This window comes from Streptomyces sp. NBC_00663 (genome assembly GCF_036226885.1).
Lineage (GTDB): Bacteria > Actinomycetota > Actinomycetes > Streptomycetales > Streptomycetaceae > Streptomyces.
Genome location: NZ_CP109027.1, coordinates 4533681 through 4549377, shown reverse-complemented (window position 1 = coordinate 4549377; position 15697 = coordinate 4533681). Strand labels below are relative to the sequence as shown.

Annotated in this window: 12 protein-coding genes and 2 pseudogenes; 10 read left to right on the top strand and 4 right to left on the bottom strand. The window is 64.1% G+C overall.

From position 1 onward, the window contains the following. The first annotated feature begins 411 nt into the window (after positions 1-411). The 7 genes and pseudogenes from dcd to OG866_RS20675 form a co-directional block, all read left to right on the top strand. Entirely contained in the window at positions 412-987 is a 576-nt protein-coding gene (gene dcd, locus OG866_RS20705; protein ID WP_060906645.1) for a dCTP deaminase, read from the top strand. Continuing rightward, positions 984-1505 (top strand): phosphoribosyltransferase, encoded by a 522-nt coding sequence (locus OG866_RS20700; RefSeq protein ID WP_329336725.1) that lies wholly within the window; start codon positions 984-986, stop codon positions 1503-1505. Before dcd ends, OG866_RS20700 begins: the two co-directional genes overlap by 4 nt. A gap of 9 nt (positions 1506-1514) precedes the next feature. Beyond that, complete coding sequence (locus OG866_RS20695; RefSeq protein ID WP_329336724.1) at positions 1515-2072, top strand: hypothetical protein; 558 nt, start codon at positions 1515-1517, stop codon at positions 2070-2072. A gap of 192 nt (positions 2073-2264) precedes the next feature. Next, positions 2265-2618, top strand: a complete 354-nt coding sequence (locus OG866_RS20690; RefSeq protein ID WP_329336722.1) for a hypothetical protein — start codon at positions 2265-2267, stop codon at positions 2616-2618. A gap of 354 nt (positions 2619-2972) precedes the next feature. Further along, on the top strand, positions 2973-4259 hold the full coding sequence (locus OG866_RS20685; protein WP_329336720.1) for an esterase/lipase family protein: 1287 nt from the start codon (positions 2973-2975) through the stop codon (positions 4257-4259). Between the two features lie 79 nt (positions 4260-4338). Beyond that, positions 4339-6699: a hypothetical protein gene (locus OG866_RS20680; protein WP_329336718.1), complete on the top strand. Its 2361-nt coding sequence runs from the start codon at positions 4339-4341 to the stop codon at positions 6697-6699. 537 nt (positions 6700-7236) lie between these two features. Then, positions 7237-7521, top strand: a pseudogene (locus tag OG866_RS20675) (helix-turn-helix domain-containing protein); the annotation flags it as partial. 23 nt (positions 7522-7544) lie between these two features. Here OG866_RS20675 and OG866_RS20670 read toward each other — a convergent pair. Further along, a complete protein-coding gene (locus OG866_RS20670; protein WP_329344216.1) occupies positions 7545-7940 on the bottom strand; it encodes a hypothetical protein in 396 nt (131 codons plus the stop codon). Continuing rightward, a pseudogene (locus OG866_RS20665) lies at positions 7937-8029 on the bottom strand (ATP-binding protein); the annotation flags it as partial. The pseudogene OG866_RS20665 and the gene OG866_RS20670, both read right to left, overlap by 4 nt. Here OG866_RS20665 and OG866_RS20660 point away from each other — a divergent pair. Together OG866_RS20660 and OG866_RS20655 are read left to right on the top strand one after the other, a co-directional pair. Further along, positions 7991-9292 carry a recombinase family protein gene (locus tag OG866_RS20660; protein ID WP_329336716.1) on the top strand — a complete coding sequence of 434 codons (1302 nt, stop codon included), beginning with the start codon at positions 7991-7993 and terminating at the stop codon, positions 9290-9292. The pseudogene OG866_RS20665 and the gene OG866_RS20660 sit on opposite strands and share 39 nt — an antisense overlap. A 110-nt stretch (positions 9293-9402) precedes the next feature. Beyond that, a complete protein-coding gene (locus tag OG866_RS20655) occupies positions 9403-9906 on the top strand; it encodes a hypothetical protein (RefSeq protein ID WP_329336715.1) in 504 nt (167 codons plus the stop codon). 540 nt (positions 9907-10446) lie between these two features. Here OG866_RS20655 and OG866_RS20650 read toward each other — a convergent pair. Beyond that, positions 10447-10668, bottom strand: coding sequence for a hypothetical protein (locus OG866_RS20650; RefSeq protein ID WP_329336713.1), 222 nt, complete (start codon positions 10666-10668; stop codon positions 10447-10449). A gap of 221 nt (positions 10669-10889) precedes the next feature. Here OG866_RS20650 and OG866_RS20645 point away from each other — a divergent pair, with 221 nt between their 5' ends. Beyond that, on the top strand, positions 10890-14657 hold the full coding sequence (locus OG866_RS20645) for a TIR domain-containing protein (protein ID WP_329336712.1): 3768 nt from the start codon (positions 10890-10892) through the stop codon (positions 14655-14657). Here OG866_RS20645 and OG866_RS20640 read toward each other — a convergent pair. Next, the gene (locus OG866_RS20640) at positions 14654-15658 is read right to left on the bottom strand and encodes a Yip1 family protein (RefSeq protein WP_329336710.1); all 1005 of its coding nucleotides are present in this window, start codon (positions 15656-15658) and stop codon (positions 14654-14656) included. The genes OG866_RS20645 and OG866_RS20640 overlap by 4 nt on opposite strands. Positions 15659-15697 lie beyond the last annotated feature (39 nt).

The following is a 15697-nucleotide window of genomic DNA, read 5'->3' as shown; positions in this document are numbered from 1 at the left end:
ACAGGGCTGCGGGGGACCGGAGTTGGGGCGTACGGTGGAGGGGTGGGAGAGGGTCCGGGAGTGGCCGGAGTGCCGCCTGGAGAGTCGTTCCTTCCATCCCGTAATGTGGCATTTGTCGTCCGGCGAGCAGCAGTCGGACGGGGCTCTTGGGGAAGGGACTACAGGACTTGATGGAACGCACCGTCGTCCGCTGTGCCGATGGGCACGTGTTCAGCACCGCTTCGTTCCCGATGCAGCAGGCCGAGCGGCTCGGCCCCGGTCGGCTGGTCCGATGCCCACGGTGCGCTCGGCTCCGTAGTGTCGTACCGGTGGCCTTGGAGAAGCAGCGACAGTAGAAGTGGCAGTACGCAGTCACACCGGCGCGCGGCCTCCGATGCAAATCGGTCCGCGCGCCTTGCGTATCCTCGGGACGTGCTTCTCTCAGACAAGGACATCCGGGCCGAGATCGATGCCGGGCGCGTGCGGATCGATCCCTACGACGAATCCATGGTGCAGCCGTCGAGCGTCGACGTGCGGCTGGACCGCTTCTTCCGGGTGTTCGAGAACCACCGGTACCCGCACATCGACCCCTCCGTCGAGCAGGCCGATCTGACGCGGCTGGTGGAGCCGGAGGGCGACGAGCCGTTCATCCTCCACCCCGGGGAGTTCGTGCTCGCCAGCACGTACGAGGTCATCTCCCTCCCCGACGACCTCGCCTCGCGCCTGGAGGGCAAGTCCTCGCTCGGGCGGCTCGGGCTCGTCACGCACTCCACCGCCGGGTTCATCGACCCGGGGTTCAGCGGCCACGTCACCCTTGAGCTGTCCAACCTCGCCACCCTCCCGATCAAGCTGTGGCCCGGCATGAAGATCGGCCAGCTGTGCATGTTCCGGCTGTCCTCGCCGGCCGAGTTCCCGTACGGCAGTGAGCGGTACGGCTCCCGGTACCAGGGGCAGCGCGGGCCCACCGCCTCCCGTTCCTTCCTCAACTTCCACCGGACCCAGGTATGAGCGAGGGCGGCGCGAGTGTGCGGGAGAACCTGACCTACGAGGCGTTCGGCACCGCTGTCCGTGACCTCGCGCAGACCATCGCCGACGACGGGTACGAGCCGGACATCGTGCTCTCCATCGCCCGGGGCGGGGTGTTCGTCGCGGGCGGGCTGGCGTACGCGCTCGACTGCAAGAACATCCATCTGGTCAACGTCGAGTTCTATACGGGGGTGGGGACGACGCTGGACATGCCGGTCATGCTCGCCCCCGTCCCCAACGCCATCGACTTCTCCTCCAAGAAGGTCCTGATCACCGACGACGTCGCCGACACCGGCAAGACGCTCAAGCTGGTCCGGGACTTCTGCCTCGACGCCGTCGCCGAGGTGCGCAGCGCCGTGATCTACGAGAAGTCGCAGTCGCTGGTGAAGTGTGAGTACGTGTGGAAGCGGACCGACGACTGGATCAACTTTCCGTGGAGCGTGCTGCCTGTAGTACGTAAGTCGGGGGAGCCGATCACTCCGTCGAGGGAAGCGATCTGAGCTGCGGATATGGTTGATCGTTGGGGAGCTGCCATCGGTGCTGGTGGCGCGTTGCTCGGCGTCGCGCTCACGGGCGGATTCAACCTGCTTCGAGGACGCCAAGAGTTCCGCGACAAAGAGGCCGAGCGTAGTGAGCAGCGAAAGATCATGCACCGAGAGGCTCGCCGCGAGGCCTATCTCGATGTGCTGAGGAAGTACCACGAGGCGGACAGGAAAATCCAAGAGCTGTGGAAGATCAGACCTGGCCCTGACTCTGAAGTTCCTGTAGACCCGATCGTCCTAGAGACAGACGCTGCGATTCTCGACCTTCGAGAGGCTTGTGCCAACGTAATACTTGAGGGGCCCGACGAAGTTGCACGAGCTGCCCACGGGCTCTGGACTGCTTGCGAGGAGGTGTCCACTGTGACCAACGAGATCGCTTTCGCTAACCACGGCAGTGATCAGCGACTTTTCCAGCTAGCTGCTGATGAGCAGTCCGCGTTGGAGGCGGAGCGTCATTCAGCCCGCGGACAGTTCATGCGGGCGGCCAGTGATGCCATCGGAGGGCGAGCGCCGGGTTTCGACTAGCCCATCGACGTATCGCCACCCACCACTCTCCCCCGCCCTCTGGTGTGATCGCATGGCGGTTCGCAGGGCGTCCGCCACGGGACAGCTTTGAGTCTCGGATGAACGCCGTTGAACCAAGCTGAATGAGACGGAAAGTGAGACGGACGCCAGCGGACGGCAGTTCTGTCAGAGCCCTGGTGAATGATCCCCGCCATGGGATACGAACTCCACATCACCAGGACAGCGGACGCGATGGACACCGAGGAGCACCCGATCGCGTTCGTCGAGTGGATCACCTTCGCTCGTACGCGCCGGGCCCTCCGAGAAGACGGGTACCTCGACCTGGCCCACATCGGTCGGCAGCCCTTGTTCACCTGGATCAGCCCGGGAGGTGGCGCTGTCTGCTTCCACTGGGACGCAGGACAGGTGACCCTCTCTGGAGCACATGCCCCTGACGTCGACAGGATGGCCTTGGCAGATCTGGCAGCAGAACTGACGGCGAACCTCGTCGGCGACGACGGTGAGTACTACGCGGGCAGCCCCGGGCCCAGCGACGCGGAGCACTGAGCTGGGAAGCTCCGAATCCGTAGAGTTAGCCAGCACGTTGACTTGGACGAACCGCAGGGCCGTGTCCTCGTTGGGCTAGGTCGCGTCCCCCTGATTCCCTCCTGCTCCCCGTCCAATCTGATGCGCTAGTGGTGCGGGAACGAGGACTCGGTGCGAGGCAGTGAGCAGGCGTGACGCGGTTGTCCCTTCGATCCCCCATGCCTCGTGAGGGAGAGGAAGCGCGTACGAACGGCGACAGCCATGGCCTTATACGTTGAACCACGGGGTTCCGAAGCCCCAACAGCGCTAGCCTATGAGGGGCCTGCACAGTTGTCTGCGGGTTCCCTTTAAACCTGCAGACCACGGAGCGTTGAGGTGGCGGAGCGGAAAGTCGCAGTCGTATTTCTGCACGGACTATTTTCCGGACCTAAGACATGGGAAAATCTTCAGCGTCTCCTCGAAAGCGACCGTGATATCCACCGCAGCGAGGTTCAGATTGACTTTAAGCGCTTCCCGTACGACTCGCCTAAGTTCAAAATAAATCCACTGCGTCGCATTCCAAATCTCAATGATATCGCCGATAGCTTGAAGAGTTATTTGGAGATTGAGTGTGACGATTACGATGCACTGATTCTAATCAGCCATAGTCAGGGTGGCCTAGTACTTCAACGTTATCTGCAAAGAATGCTCAATGACGGACGCGGCCTGGATCTTAACAGGATCAAGAAGGCCGTGATGTTTGCATGTCCTAACTCAGGTTCCGAACTTTTCCTACTGGCGCGCAGATGGATCTTCTTCCTCTTCAGACATTCACAAGCCAAGGAACTCGGAACCCTCAATGATTCTATTGCAGAGGCACAAAGGAAGGTGATCCATAGCGTCGTCCGGTCCATTACCTGCGCGCCCAACGAATGCAGAATTCCGATTACTGCTTATTTTGGACAAACTGACAATATCGTGCGCCCTACTTCGGCTATGGGTCTTTTTCTGGACACGGGATCAATGCCAGGTGACCATTTCACTATCATCCAGCCGGAGAACAAGGAGGCGCTGGTATATAAGACAGTCAAAAAACACGTGCTGGATATTTGCCGGGACCTCGTGTCTTTGCTGACAACGCCAACGACGCCAGATTCGGATCCCGAACTTCCGTTTTCGCCGGATAGGAATGTGGAACAGCGCTGGGCTTTCGCATGGACTGCAGACGACCCGTCGGACGATCTGGCTAGCGCAATTGCCCGCGCAGTGGACTTCGTTCAATCAACCGACAGAGCTGCACCATTTTTCAGCCTTCGGGTAGACAACAGTGCAAAGCCAGCAAATAGAGAGTATGGTAGACCTGCAATTTCCGAGGTGGTTCAGAAGTCACGCATCTCGATCATCATTTCAGACGACCTTGCCCGCTCATTCCATTGCCTTCATCTATTTCGAGCTGCAGTTGAAGCAGAAAAGAAAGTCTACGTTCTGTCGCAGCGAGAAATTTCGAATGAAAGCAAGATGGAGATTCTTGCCGCTGGAGATAGGGCCGAGGTCGAGACATTCGTATACGAGCCATCAAAGCTACAAGAGGAAGTCAGTCGAATTTTGCTAAAGGCGGGGCCAAAGACTGACTGGCTCGAAGGCGCGAGTGATTCAAAGGAAATCTGGGCGGGTGGGAACTAAGATGCTTGGTTGGACACTAGCTGCGCTCTCCCCGAAGGAAGTGGCTCCTGTCGTGGGGCGTGGTTCCTCACTGGGAGCCATGGAGGCATTGGCCCTCGTAGTGCTGGGGCGATTCCAGGACTATGAACGACTAAATGACCCGAGTGATGGAGAACAGCCAGGATTGTTCCCAATTGAAGACCAGGATTCCTCCCCGGAATGGGAGCTGGTTCGGGCTGCTGCCCAATCAATGATGCACCCCACAGAAGCCGTCGGGATGGAACGCCTGAGTCGGCTGGTCCATGATGCCGTGGCGCCAGCGGAAATTAGGGGAGTCTCTGGGCTTTTCTTGGCCATTTCCTATGCGGACATGGATCGCAGCGAGGAGGCTTCCGGCGTCTCTAAATATCTGAATGAGGAAAACCTGTCACTGCCCGTGCTTACATCAGTGGCATTGCATGTGCAGCAGGGACTTCGTGAGGCAGAACTGGGAGAGTACGCCGCAGCAAGAGAGTCCTGTGCGCGAGCCCTGGAATTGCTTGACGAGACCACGGATTTTCCTGAGTACTGCGCGAAAGCGGCTCAGGAGATTAAAGTCTCAAATGTGTCTGACGTCTTCCGTCGAGTTGAGGCCCTGCTCCGCGCAGCTGCTTCGCGCAACTCTGCACTCCTCGATTCCATGGTCGAGGTGACCGAGCCAGGCTTCGCAAAAATTCAGCCAGATCAAACACCAAATCGTAGTTTGAGGGATCAACTCCTTGCGGGAGTAACATCAACATACATTAAGGAATTTTTCGAGAGAGAGGTTCGAGATCGTGCCTATTTTTCCCGCCCGCAGACTATTGGGCGAGAAAATGTTGTCTCTCGTGATCTACACGCCCTTTGGCTGTGCTCGCAACTAAGTGGCGACTGGGTTGACACCCTCGCGGCGTCCGAAATCCTCGGTCGCGAATGGCTGCTGAGAGAGGGAGAAGACCGGGATACTACGCTCTGGCTCAAAGAGCAGGGAGTACGCTTGCTTCGGACTAGTGGCAGTTCAAAAGCGTACGAGCAGGCTATTCGGCTCATGCGCGAGGAAGGTCCTCTTCGAGTTCTGAAGAAGGAAATCGTGCTGGCACTCGGTCGCCTCGCCGGCTCTCCCTCCAAGGCTGGATTCGAGGTCATCAGGGCAGGAGCTCCTCTCCTCACACAGGGCGAAGCCGATTCTGCCTGCAGTAGCATTTTGACGCACCAATTTCCTGCCTACCAAACGACAGTAGGTGGGGGATGGTTTTCCACGCGAGAGCCGATGTGGAATGCTATTGCTGCGCTTTCCTCTGAAATTTCTGATAGGGACTCCCTTTCAGCTGCTCTTCGAGAGAGGCTGTCTGACGGCGAGCCAATTACGGCCCATAGTATGCTACGCGTCCTGTCGCGACTCGATTGGCGCCAAGTTAGTCCAGATGAGCGAAATTCCTGGATTGATTATCTATCGGAAAATGTAAGTGCTGAAATTGGCGAGGTGCGGGATGCCGTCCTATACGAACTCGCTAAGCAGGGCAACCGCAGGGCACTGGAGCTCTTCGAGGCTTCTCTCAGTCGCGAGCCAGATTTGGGTCAGGTAGCTACGCTCACCGACCTTCATCAGATTGGCTTTTCGGACCCTCTTGTCAAGCGCGCCGTGGTCGTGCTGGACGTTTGTAAGCGGGCGATCTCAAAGACAATGGAGGAGGCTTCGCACGGGGCTTATTCCTTCGGTGGTGTAAACGAAGGGCTAATCGCAGCCATAATTTCTGTTGATTTCCCGAGTATGGCTGTTTGGTCAGAGGTCTCGGCCCTGTTGAGGCATCGAAAAGTCCCGTCGCACAAGAAAGATCCCATTCTAGGATTCTTGGCACGTAAGTTTGAAAATGTTCCAGAATCGGTGCGCATGGAACTATCGCAGGATCCGACTGCGCTGAAATCACCTCAGATCAGTGGAATGTTTCCTGTCGCGTCATCAGGGGCTTCGGGGCCGCGCTTGAGGTTTCTGGCCAAATCTAAAGGGATTAGCACGTCGGAGGCTCTTGCGGAGTTCATCCGACTCGTCCGCGATGTAGAGGTGCTCCAGCGCGTAGAGGCGGCAAGGTCAACACCCGTGTTGGCTGAGGTCTTGGGATCTGATCTCACTTTTGGATTCGTGCTCACCCTACTTAGTGACCGCTCCGCTTTGCCAAGAGCAGAGGCAGCCGAGGTACTGGCCTACTTTGCCAATCTCACAGGTGATTCAGCCAGTCATGCTGTGAATGCTATTGGCGACTGCCTGGCGGCAGATGGAGTCGCGGTCCCATTCGGGGCACTGCGAGGAATCCAGCGGTATGGTCTACCTGAAGATCGCGAACTCGCGGATAGGATGAGAAGTTATCTCGCTCGTGCGTCGCAGGACAGTCTGGTTACGCGAGTCAGGGCCATTTCACTGGACTTCTTGCAAGGAAATAGGTGAGTCTACCTGGGCTGGATTGCTTCTGCCGCGATGAATCCCTGGGCTTCTACGTAGAGGTTGGCGGAGCGGCTTTGGGGTGGCGCTGCTTTGGCGCGAGTGATCATGGCCCCGTAAGCTTCCGGCGCGTCGGGCAGTCTGTGGACCTGCCCGGTAAAGCACGACGTTGGGGCCATGATCTTCGAGGCTCGCGCCAAAGTGGCTCCGTAAAGCCGTGGAGCCGACCGCCCCAGCCACGACGTAGCTCTTCTCTGGCATCAGGCGGTTGCATGCTTTGAGCGCGGCACGGGCGCCGGCCGGGCTGGAGCGGGGCGGAGACAGGAGCGCAGGCCCGGCCGGGGGCCGTGCCGCGCGCGGGGAGCGGAGCGAGCCGCCTTGAACTAGTAGAGAAAGTTGTAACTCAGTCGGGCGTATGGGGCTTGTCTTGTCTCGGTTGATGCTTGACGTTGTGGCCTCACCTGATGCTTGACACCGCTTGCCTCGGTTTGGCTGTGCGCCTGGATTGGGCGCATGGGGAGGGCCGGGGCCGTGCTGGTGGAGTTGAGCGTGGTCGAGCAGCGGTATCACGCGGTGATGGAGGTTGCCGCGGGGGTTGCTGTCACTCAAGTCGCGGCCCGGTATGGGGTGTCCAGGCAGTCGGTGCATGCCTGGGTGCGCAAGTACGAGCAGTCGGGCCTGCCGGGTCTCGCGGACCGGTCGCACCGTCCGGCTTCGTGTCCGCACCGGATTGCCGGGGAGGTGGAGGCGGTGGTGTGTGAGCTGCGGCGCCGGCATCCCGGCTGGGGTCCGCGCCGCCTGGTGCACGAGTTGGAGCGGCGGGGCATCACCCGACGCCAACCCGTCAACCATCAACTGAGACTCGACACGGGCGTGTGGGGCTTGAAGTCGTGTGCGCAGGCTGGGAGTTCGGTGCCTTGGCGGTGGGCGAGTGGTAGGAAGATCGCTGGTCGGATCGTCCAGGTGATGTGGGTCTGGTCCTGGGTGATGGTGACCGTGCAGGGCTCGGAGCGTAAGAGGGCTTGCCGGGTTGCGATGCGGCCCTGGGAGAGCCACGCCCAGGCCACGTCCGATGCGTCAGAATCCAGCGCGGGGGAGATCGTGCGGAGCGTGACTGCCACACATCTGTCCGCCTCGGGAGCCGAGTAGGCGTCGAAGGACGCCACCAGCGCTGGCCGCCCCTCCTCGGTGAGGTCCTGGGTCCAGCACTCGCACCAGAAGCCGTGTCGGGGTCCGGTCGTCGTCAGCACGGGTGCCCTCCCATCCGGGCGTCGGTGAACAGTTCCGCGGTGACCGTGTGGCCGCCGTCGCTGTCATGCACCACCACCCGGTGAAGAGGAACGTCCGGCGGCCCGAGTTCGAGTTGATGTTGAGCGACCTGGCGGCCGGGCTGATCGATGGAGTCGTTGCGTACGACCTCGATCGGCTGGCCCGTCAGCCGAGGGACCTTGAGCGGCTGATCGAGTTGTATGAGGAACCCAAGCGGCGTCTGTTCGCCACTGTCACCAACGACCTGAACCTCGGGACTGCGGACGGTCGCACCATGGCCCGCGTCATGGTGGCCTTCGCCAACAAGTCGTCCCACGATGCGTCGCGAAGGATTCAGCGCAAGCACCTTGAGCTGGCGCGACTGGGCAAGCCGAGCGGCGGGCCCGCGCCATACGGGTGGCTGAAGGGTGGAGTCAAGGTCGATCCCGAGGCTGCTGCCCACGTTCGCGAGGCTCAGCAACAGCTGCTGGCCGGCGTACGGATCGGCACCATCCGTACCGAATGGCAGAAGCGGGGATTGGGTCATCCTCGCGCGGGGACCAAGCGGCTTGCGCATCATCACCTGGAGCACATGCTGACCAACCCGCGGCTGTGCGGATATCGCACCCACCGAGGAGAGCTCCTCCTCGACGACTCCAACCGACCGGTCATCGGTGAATGGGAGACGATCAACACCGTCGAGGAGTGGGAAGCGGTATGCGTCGTCGTAGCCGAGCGCAAGCAGAAAGACCCCGGGCGCATGCTTGCCCGGAAGTACCTGCTGTCCGGCATCGCGCGGTGCGCGCTGTGTCACACCAAGATCCGGGGACAGGCCAACAGGCTGTGGAAACCGGGCTCCAAAGCAGCCAAGTTCACCTACCAGTGCTCTGTGGTGAATGGCGGGTGCGGCAAGGTGGGGCGGGTCGGTGAGCCCGTCGACGAGTTCATCATCAGTCTGGTCCTCGCCGAGCAGCGGGAGAGGGCTGCCGCTAGCACCGTCGCCCCGGCTGAACAGTGGCCGCGAGCAGCCGAGCTGGCCTCCGTCGAGGCCGACCTTGCTGAGCTGACTCAGGCCGCGAAGGCACAGAAGATCACCGTGTCGACGCTACTTCTGCTGCTGCCGGATCTTGAGCGGCGTCGGGATGAGCTGAAGCTGGAGCGCGGTCGGTTCAACAAGGCGCGGCAGCAAGCCGAATCCCTGAGTGCGGACATCGGGGAGGACTTCCATTCACTCCCGATCGAGCGGCAGCAGGCGCTGATCTTGCACAGCCTCTCGGCCGTATTGATCCACCCCGCTGGCAAGGGGCGGCGGAAGTTCGATCCGAGTTTGATCGAGCCCGTGTGGCGCTGACCTAGCTGCACTGACTGAAGGAAGGCCCGGCCTCGTGCCGGGCCTCCTCTGTGTTCAGACCAACCCGTGCGAGGGACACGTCATGGGCAGTGGTGGGGCATGCTGTCGCGATGAGCGAAACCCCATCCGAGTGGCAGGCTTGGCTGAACGGTCTGGACGCGAGCCAGAGGGCAGCGGCACAGTCCCTGCGCAGCCAGTTCGAGGCGCTCGACGCGGATGATGCCGAGGGCTGGGCCAAGTCGGAGATCAGCGAAGACCTTCCGCATCTTGCGCGGTTCGTACTGTTGCGGAGCCTGTGGCGTAACCCCATCGACGGTTGGGCTGATCCAGGCGCGCTCGATCAGCTTCCTGCCGCTCAGCGACTCCTTGCCGCTGGAGCGGACAAAGAGGATCTCGTCCGCCTGGTACGAGCCGTTGCTTATGAAGCGGTGTTCTCGACGCTCGACGAGCTCGACTCCGGCGGCGATGTGAACGTGTCGGGCATCGATGCCGGCTGGGTCGTCATGGAGTCGGGAGAGGACGGCGCCCCGACTGGGCGCGTCCTGTCGGGACTGCATGAAGACCTCTTGACCATGAACCCGAGCGGGTCTGAGGGGGCGGACCTGTGGCAGTGATCGTCGGCACGGTCTCATCCCTCCGACCTGCTGTGAGTCTCACTTTCGGTGACGTTACTCATCAGGTCAACGAACCCTGGAGCGTGCTGCCTCCGGTCGGCAGGTCGGGCGAGGCGCCCAAGGAGAACAAGGAAGCCGTCTGAGCCGCTGATCTTCGCCGGCAGTTGGAAACAGCCGGCGGAACTTAACCGGAACGAGCCCCTCGATGGTCATCGAGGGGCTCATTTGCTGCGGATCATGGGGATTCACGCTTCACGACGACCGCTACGCGGCCCTGGGCCGCGCCTTACGCCTGGCCGCCGGCGCCGGGGTGGGGGCGGCGGCGGGCTCCTCCGTGTCCTCGGACTCGGACCAGGAGAGCTCGTCCGCTCCGAAGTCCGGCGCCTGGAAGGGGCTCGTCGTCGGAGGCGGCGAGGGTGCCGTCGAACGGCGGGGTTGCCCTTCCACGGCGGAGAACAGCGACGTTGCTTCGATGAGAAGTCTGCCTTTCGTTACAGGCCCCGGACGGGGCCCGGTGTGCCGCGATCGGGCACAGCACTACTACAGCTTGGTCATCTTGCTGTACGGGCTCAGGATCCGCATCTGTGTCGAGCCGAAGTCCACGAGCGCCGCGATGCCGTCCTCGACGCCGATCACCCGTCCGAGGCCGTACATGTCATGGCTGACCCGGTCGCCCTCCGCGAAGTGCTTGGTGGCCGGTGTGACCGGGGCCCGGAAGGGGCTGGTAGGCAGATGACGCTTCGATGCCGCAGGCTTTGTCATGGCTCAGTATGCGCCTTCCTTCGCCGTGCCCGCTGTGGCCGTCGGCACAAAAGCGCGGTCTTGTGCGGAATTGTGATGAGCCGAGCACATGTTGATCTTCCGTCGGCCCGCGATCGTATGCCTGCGTCCGCTCTGTCGCGAGCCGTCCGACCGCCTGACGCCTGACCTGCGCGGCACTACCCTCGTCGAGGGGCGGGAAAGGCCGGGCGGGCGGGGGAGCCATGGGGGAGTACGGGGAATCGTCCAGCGCCGGTGTGCGGCTCCGCCACGGGCTGGGGCGGGCGGTGGCGGAGGACTGCGGCCGGTACGTCGCCTGGTCGCCGGACGGACGCCGGCTCGCCGTGCCGAGCGGGCCGAGCCATGTGCGCATCCTTGATGTCGAGAGTACTGAGAGTGCCGAGAACGTCGTGGAGGTCGCGACGTTCCGCAACGCCGGCGGCGGTTTCGTCAACCGGGTGTCCTGGTCGCCGGACGGGTCGCGGGTCGCCGGGGCCTGTGGGTTCGACGAGGTCCGCGTGTGGCGGCTCGACAGACCCAGCCGGCCCTTGCGTCTGAAGCAGCACGGGCGCTGGGTCGGCCAGGTCGCCTGGTCGCACTCCGCCGACTTGTTCGCCTCCGGTGGGCAGGACGCCAATGCCGTGGTCTGGGACATCCGCAGCCGGGGGCCGCTGCACATCCTCCGCACGGGCGGCGGGTATGTGAACTGCCTCGCCTGGTCGCCGGACGATCGTCGGCTGGCGACCGGTTCGGCGGACGGGGTCGTCAGGGTGTGGAACAGCGATGTCTGGATCGACGGGGCCTGGAAGTGGGAAGACTGGGGTCAGTCGGACATCGTGACCTGCCTCGCCTGGTCCCCTGACGGCGAGGTGCTCGTCGCGGGTACCAGTGGGGGCCAGGTCACCTGCCTGCCCATCCATGAGAGTGCTGTGGATAAGGGCCCCGTACATCTGGAAGGGCACACCGACAGCATCTCGGACGTGGGGTTCTCGGCCGACGGGACGCTCCTGGGGACGGCCTCGGCGGACGGCACGATACGGCTGTGGCGCACCGACGACTGGACGACGGTCGCGGTGCTGACGCTCCCCGAGGACACGGTGCGGCTGCCGATCACCGAAGTCCACCTTCCCGGTCCCGGCGAGGACGGTTCGCTCCTCCGCCCCAGCGACGCAGTCCTGCGCACCAGCATCGGCGTCCAGACAGACAACCCCCAGCGCGAGGACGACCACTGGCGTTCCGCACCCGCCCTCGCCTTCCACCCCTACCTCCCCCGTATCGCTGTCCAGTCCCGCCAGACGGGCGTGGCTCTCTGGGACTACGACCCCGATGTCCTCCTGGGCCGGGCCGCCCCCGTCGAATCCGTCCGCTACATGACGGCGAAGGTGGTCCTCGTCGGCGACTCCGGGGTCGGGAAGACCGGGCTCGGGTGGCGGCTGGCGCACGACGAGTTCCGGGAGCATGCCTCCACCCACGGGCAGCAGTTCTGGGCCGTGGACGCCATGCGGACACGGCGCGCGGACGGGACGGACTGCGAGGCCGTGCTGTGGGATCTCGCCGGACAGCACATCTACCGGCCCGTGCACGCGATCTTCCTCGACAACGTCGACGTCGCACTCGTCCTCTTCGACCCCACCAACCGGCAGGAGCCGCTGAAGGGCGTGCGGTTCTGGCTCCAGCAGCTGTCCGGAGGACGGCAGCTGCCTCCCGCCGTGCTGGTCGGGGCACGGGTGGACCGGGGTGACTCGGCCTGTTCCCGGGCGGAGTTGGAACAGTTCTGCCAGCAGCAGGGGATCAGCGGCGGGTACGTCAGTACCAGCGCGGCGACCGGCGACGGAGTCGGCGGGCTGATGGAACTGGTGCGGGGGCAGATCCCGTGGGAGCGGATGACCACCACGGTCACCACCGTCACCTTCAAGCGCATCAAGGAGTTCGTCCTGACGCTGAAGGAACTGCCGGAGCGCGGGGAGGTCCTGGTGCTGCCGGCCGATCTCCGGCGCCGGTTGGAGGCCACCGACCCCGACTGGGAGTTCACCGACGCCGAGATGATGACGGCTGTCGGCCACCTGGAGAACCACGGCTATGTGTGCGTGCTGCGGACGTCGTCCGGCGCGCGGGCGATCCTGCTCGCCCCCGAACTGCTGGTCGACCTGGCCTCCTCGATCTTTCTCCAGGCGGACAAGCACCCGCAGGAGCTCGGCGCCGTCAGCGAGGCCGCGCTGCTGGCGGGAGAGCACCGGTTCCCCGAGGTCGACGCGCTGTCGCCGGACGAGCGTCAGGTCCTTCTCGACGCCGCCGTGGTGCGCTTCCTGGAGCACAACCTCTGCTTCCGGGAGACGCTCGGCGCGGAGATCCTGCTGATCTTCCCCGGGCTGATCAAGTACAAGCGGCCGCTGTTCGACACCGTGGAGACGGTCGACGACATGACCTACGTCGTCCGGGGCCGGGTGGAGAACGTCTATCCCGCGCTCGTGGTCCTGCTCGGCCACACCCGGCGGTTCGTCCGGGTCAACCACTGGCAGAACCAGGCCCAGTTCGAGATGGGCCGCGGCGAGATCTGCGGGCTCCGGCTCCTCCAGGAGCGGGAGGGCGAGATCGAGCTCGTGCTGCACTACAGCGAGGCGGTGCCGTCGTACGGGAGACGGGCCTTCCAGGGGCTCCTCGAAGGCTTTCTGTACGAGCGCCACGGCGTGACGGTGTCCCCGTTCCCGCCGGTGGCCTGCGGCAACGGGCACAAGCAGGACCGTACGGTGGTGATCGGCTCCCTGCGCGAGGAGCTGCGGACGATGTTCTGCTCCCGGTGCGGGGAGCGCATCGCCCTGCCGGAGATCGAGGGGCCGGTCGCGCTCGGGGCCGAGGACAACCGGATCGTGGGCAAGGAGCGGGCGGTCGCACGTGTGCGCAGCGCGTACGAGACACGCCTGGTGCGGGTGAAGAGCTTCCGCGCGGATCGTGCGGCGCCCCGGTGCTACGTCAGCCATCTGCCCGAGGAGGCGGACTGGGTGGCGCTGCTCACCCGCGACCTGCGGAAGGCCGGTGTGCTGGTGGTGGAGGACGCCGAGGACGTACGGGAGGACGACGTCGTCCTCGCGGTCGTGACGTCGGAGTACGGCAGGACCCTCGCCCGGCCGGAGGGACCGCTGGCTGTCGATGCCGGGCTGCTACGTGCGCGGCGGGTTCCGGCCGGGTCCCCATGGCCCCGGGTCGTCCCGCTGATGCGGGTCGGCTTTGCGGAGGAGGCATGTCCGGCCGTGTTGCGGGGACTGGTCCCCGGCGACTTCCGGAACGACCTCGCGTATGTCGTGAACCTCTTCGACCTGGTGCTGACGCTCTACGCGATCCCGTTCAACCACCCGGCGTTCGAGGGGCTGCGCGGGGGTCTTCGCATGGCGCTCGTGGACACCACGGCCGAGAGACTGTTGCAGCTGTCGGCCGAGGAGAGCGCGGACGTCTACCTGTCGTACTCCTGGAGCGAGGACAGCAACGCCCTGGCCGACGAGCTGGACCGCGCCTTCCAGGAGCGTGGCCTCACCATGGTGCGGGACCGGCGGGACGCCGGTTACAAGGCGTCCATCGGTGCATTCATGAAGCGGATCGGCCAGGGCAAGTGTGTGATCCTCGTGATCAGTGACGCGTATCTGAAGTCACCGAACTGCCTGTTCGAGCTGTTGCAGGTCGCCGCGCGCGGTGAGTTCCGTGACCGGGTGTTCCCCGTGGTGCTTCCCGATGCCCGGATCCACGAGCCGGTGGACCGCCTTCGGTACGTCCGGTACTGGGAGCAGCGGACGAGCGAGCTGGACGAGGCGCTCAAGACCGTGTCGTCGGCCAACCTCCAGGGATTCCGGGACGACATGGACCTCTACACGGAGATCCGGGCCCGGCTTCCGAGGCTGGCCGACACTCTGCGGGACATGAACACCCTGACCGTCGACCTGCATCGCGACTCGGCGTACACCGAGGTCTTCGAGGCGGTGACGGCCCGCCTGGATGCCTAGAACGTCCCCAGCTTCACGATCGACAGCAGGGCGATCAGCTGGATCGCGGACGCGCCCAGCGCCTTCGGCCACGGCAGGTCGTGGGACTTGGAGACCATCAGGGTCAGGAGGGCGCCGGCCGCCACCCAGGTGGCCCAGCCGAGGGCCTGGACGAAGGTCGCGTCGCCGCCGAAGAACATGGCGAAGACCAGGCGGGGTGCGTCCGTCAGGGACATGATCAGCATGGAGAGGCCGACCGTGGGCTGCCAGGCGCCGTCGCCGCCGAGCTGGCGGGCCAGGGTGTGGGTGACCACGCCCAGGACGAAGGACGACAGGACCATCGCGACCGCCGTCGTCAGGACGATCGGGACCGCGTTGGAGAGGGTGGCGTTGATCGCCTCCTCGCGGGCGCCGTCGAAGCCGAAGACGGCCAGGAGGCCGTAGAGGAAGGTCACGATGAGGGCGGGGGCCCACATCGTGTAGTCGCGCATCTGGAGGAAGGTCTGGTTGGGGGCCGTGAGGATGCCCCTCAGCAGCGGCTTCCAGTGCAGGCGGGGGCCGACGGGGCCCGCGGGGGGCGTGGAGCCGGCGCGGTAGGTACCGCCCTGGTTGTACGGGTCCTCCCCGACGGAGAAGGCCTGGGTGTGACCGGGGTTGTTCGCCGCGTACGGGTCGTGGCCCTGGCCACCTTGGCCGCCATGACCCCCCTGGCCGCCCTGGTGGCCGTAGCCGCCGCCGTCGCCGAAGTACTCCGGCTCGTCGTAGCCACCGCCCTGGTGACCGCCGCCGTACCCCTGCTGCTGCCCCGGGTACGGCTGCGGCGGCGCGGGGTAGCCGCCGTACGACGGTCCCTGCGGGGCCTGCTGCCCGTACGGAGGTTGTTGCGGTCGCGTATGAGGAGCGCCGTTGTCCCGGCCGCGTCCGATCCTGAATCCAGCCACGCCTTCGAACGTACCTGCTCCCGGAGAGTGACGTGCCGGGCCCGAGGGTTCGGGCCCGGCTTTGCGGCCGAGCTGTGACATCCCTTACGGGGAATCCCTGAAGGGTTCCGGGATTCCGCG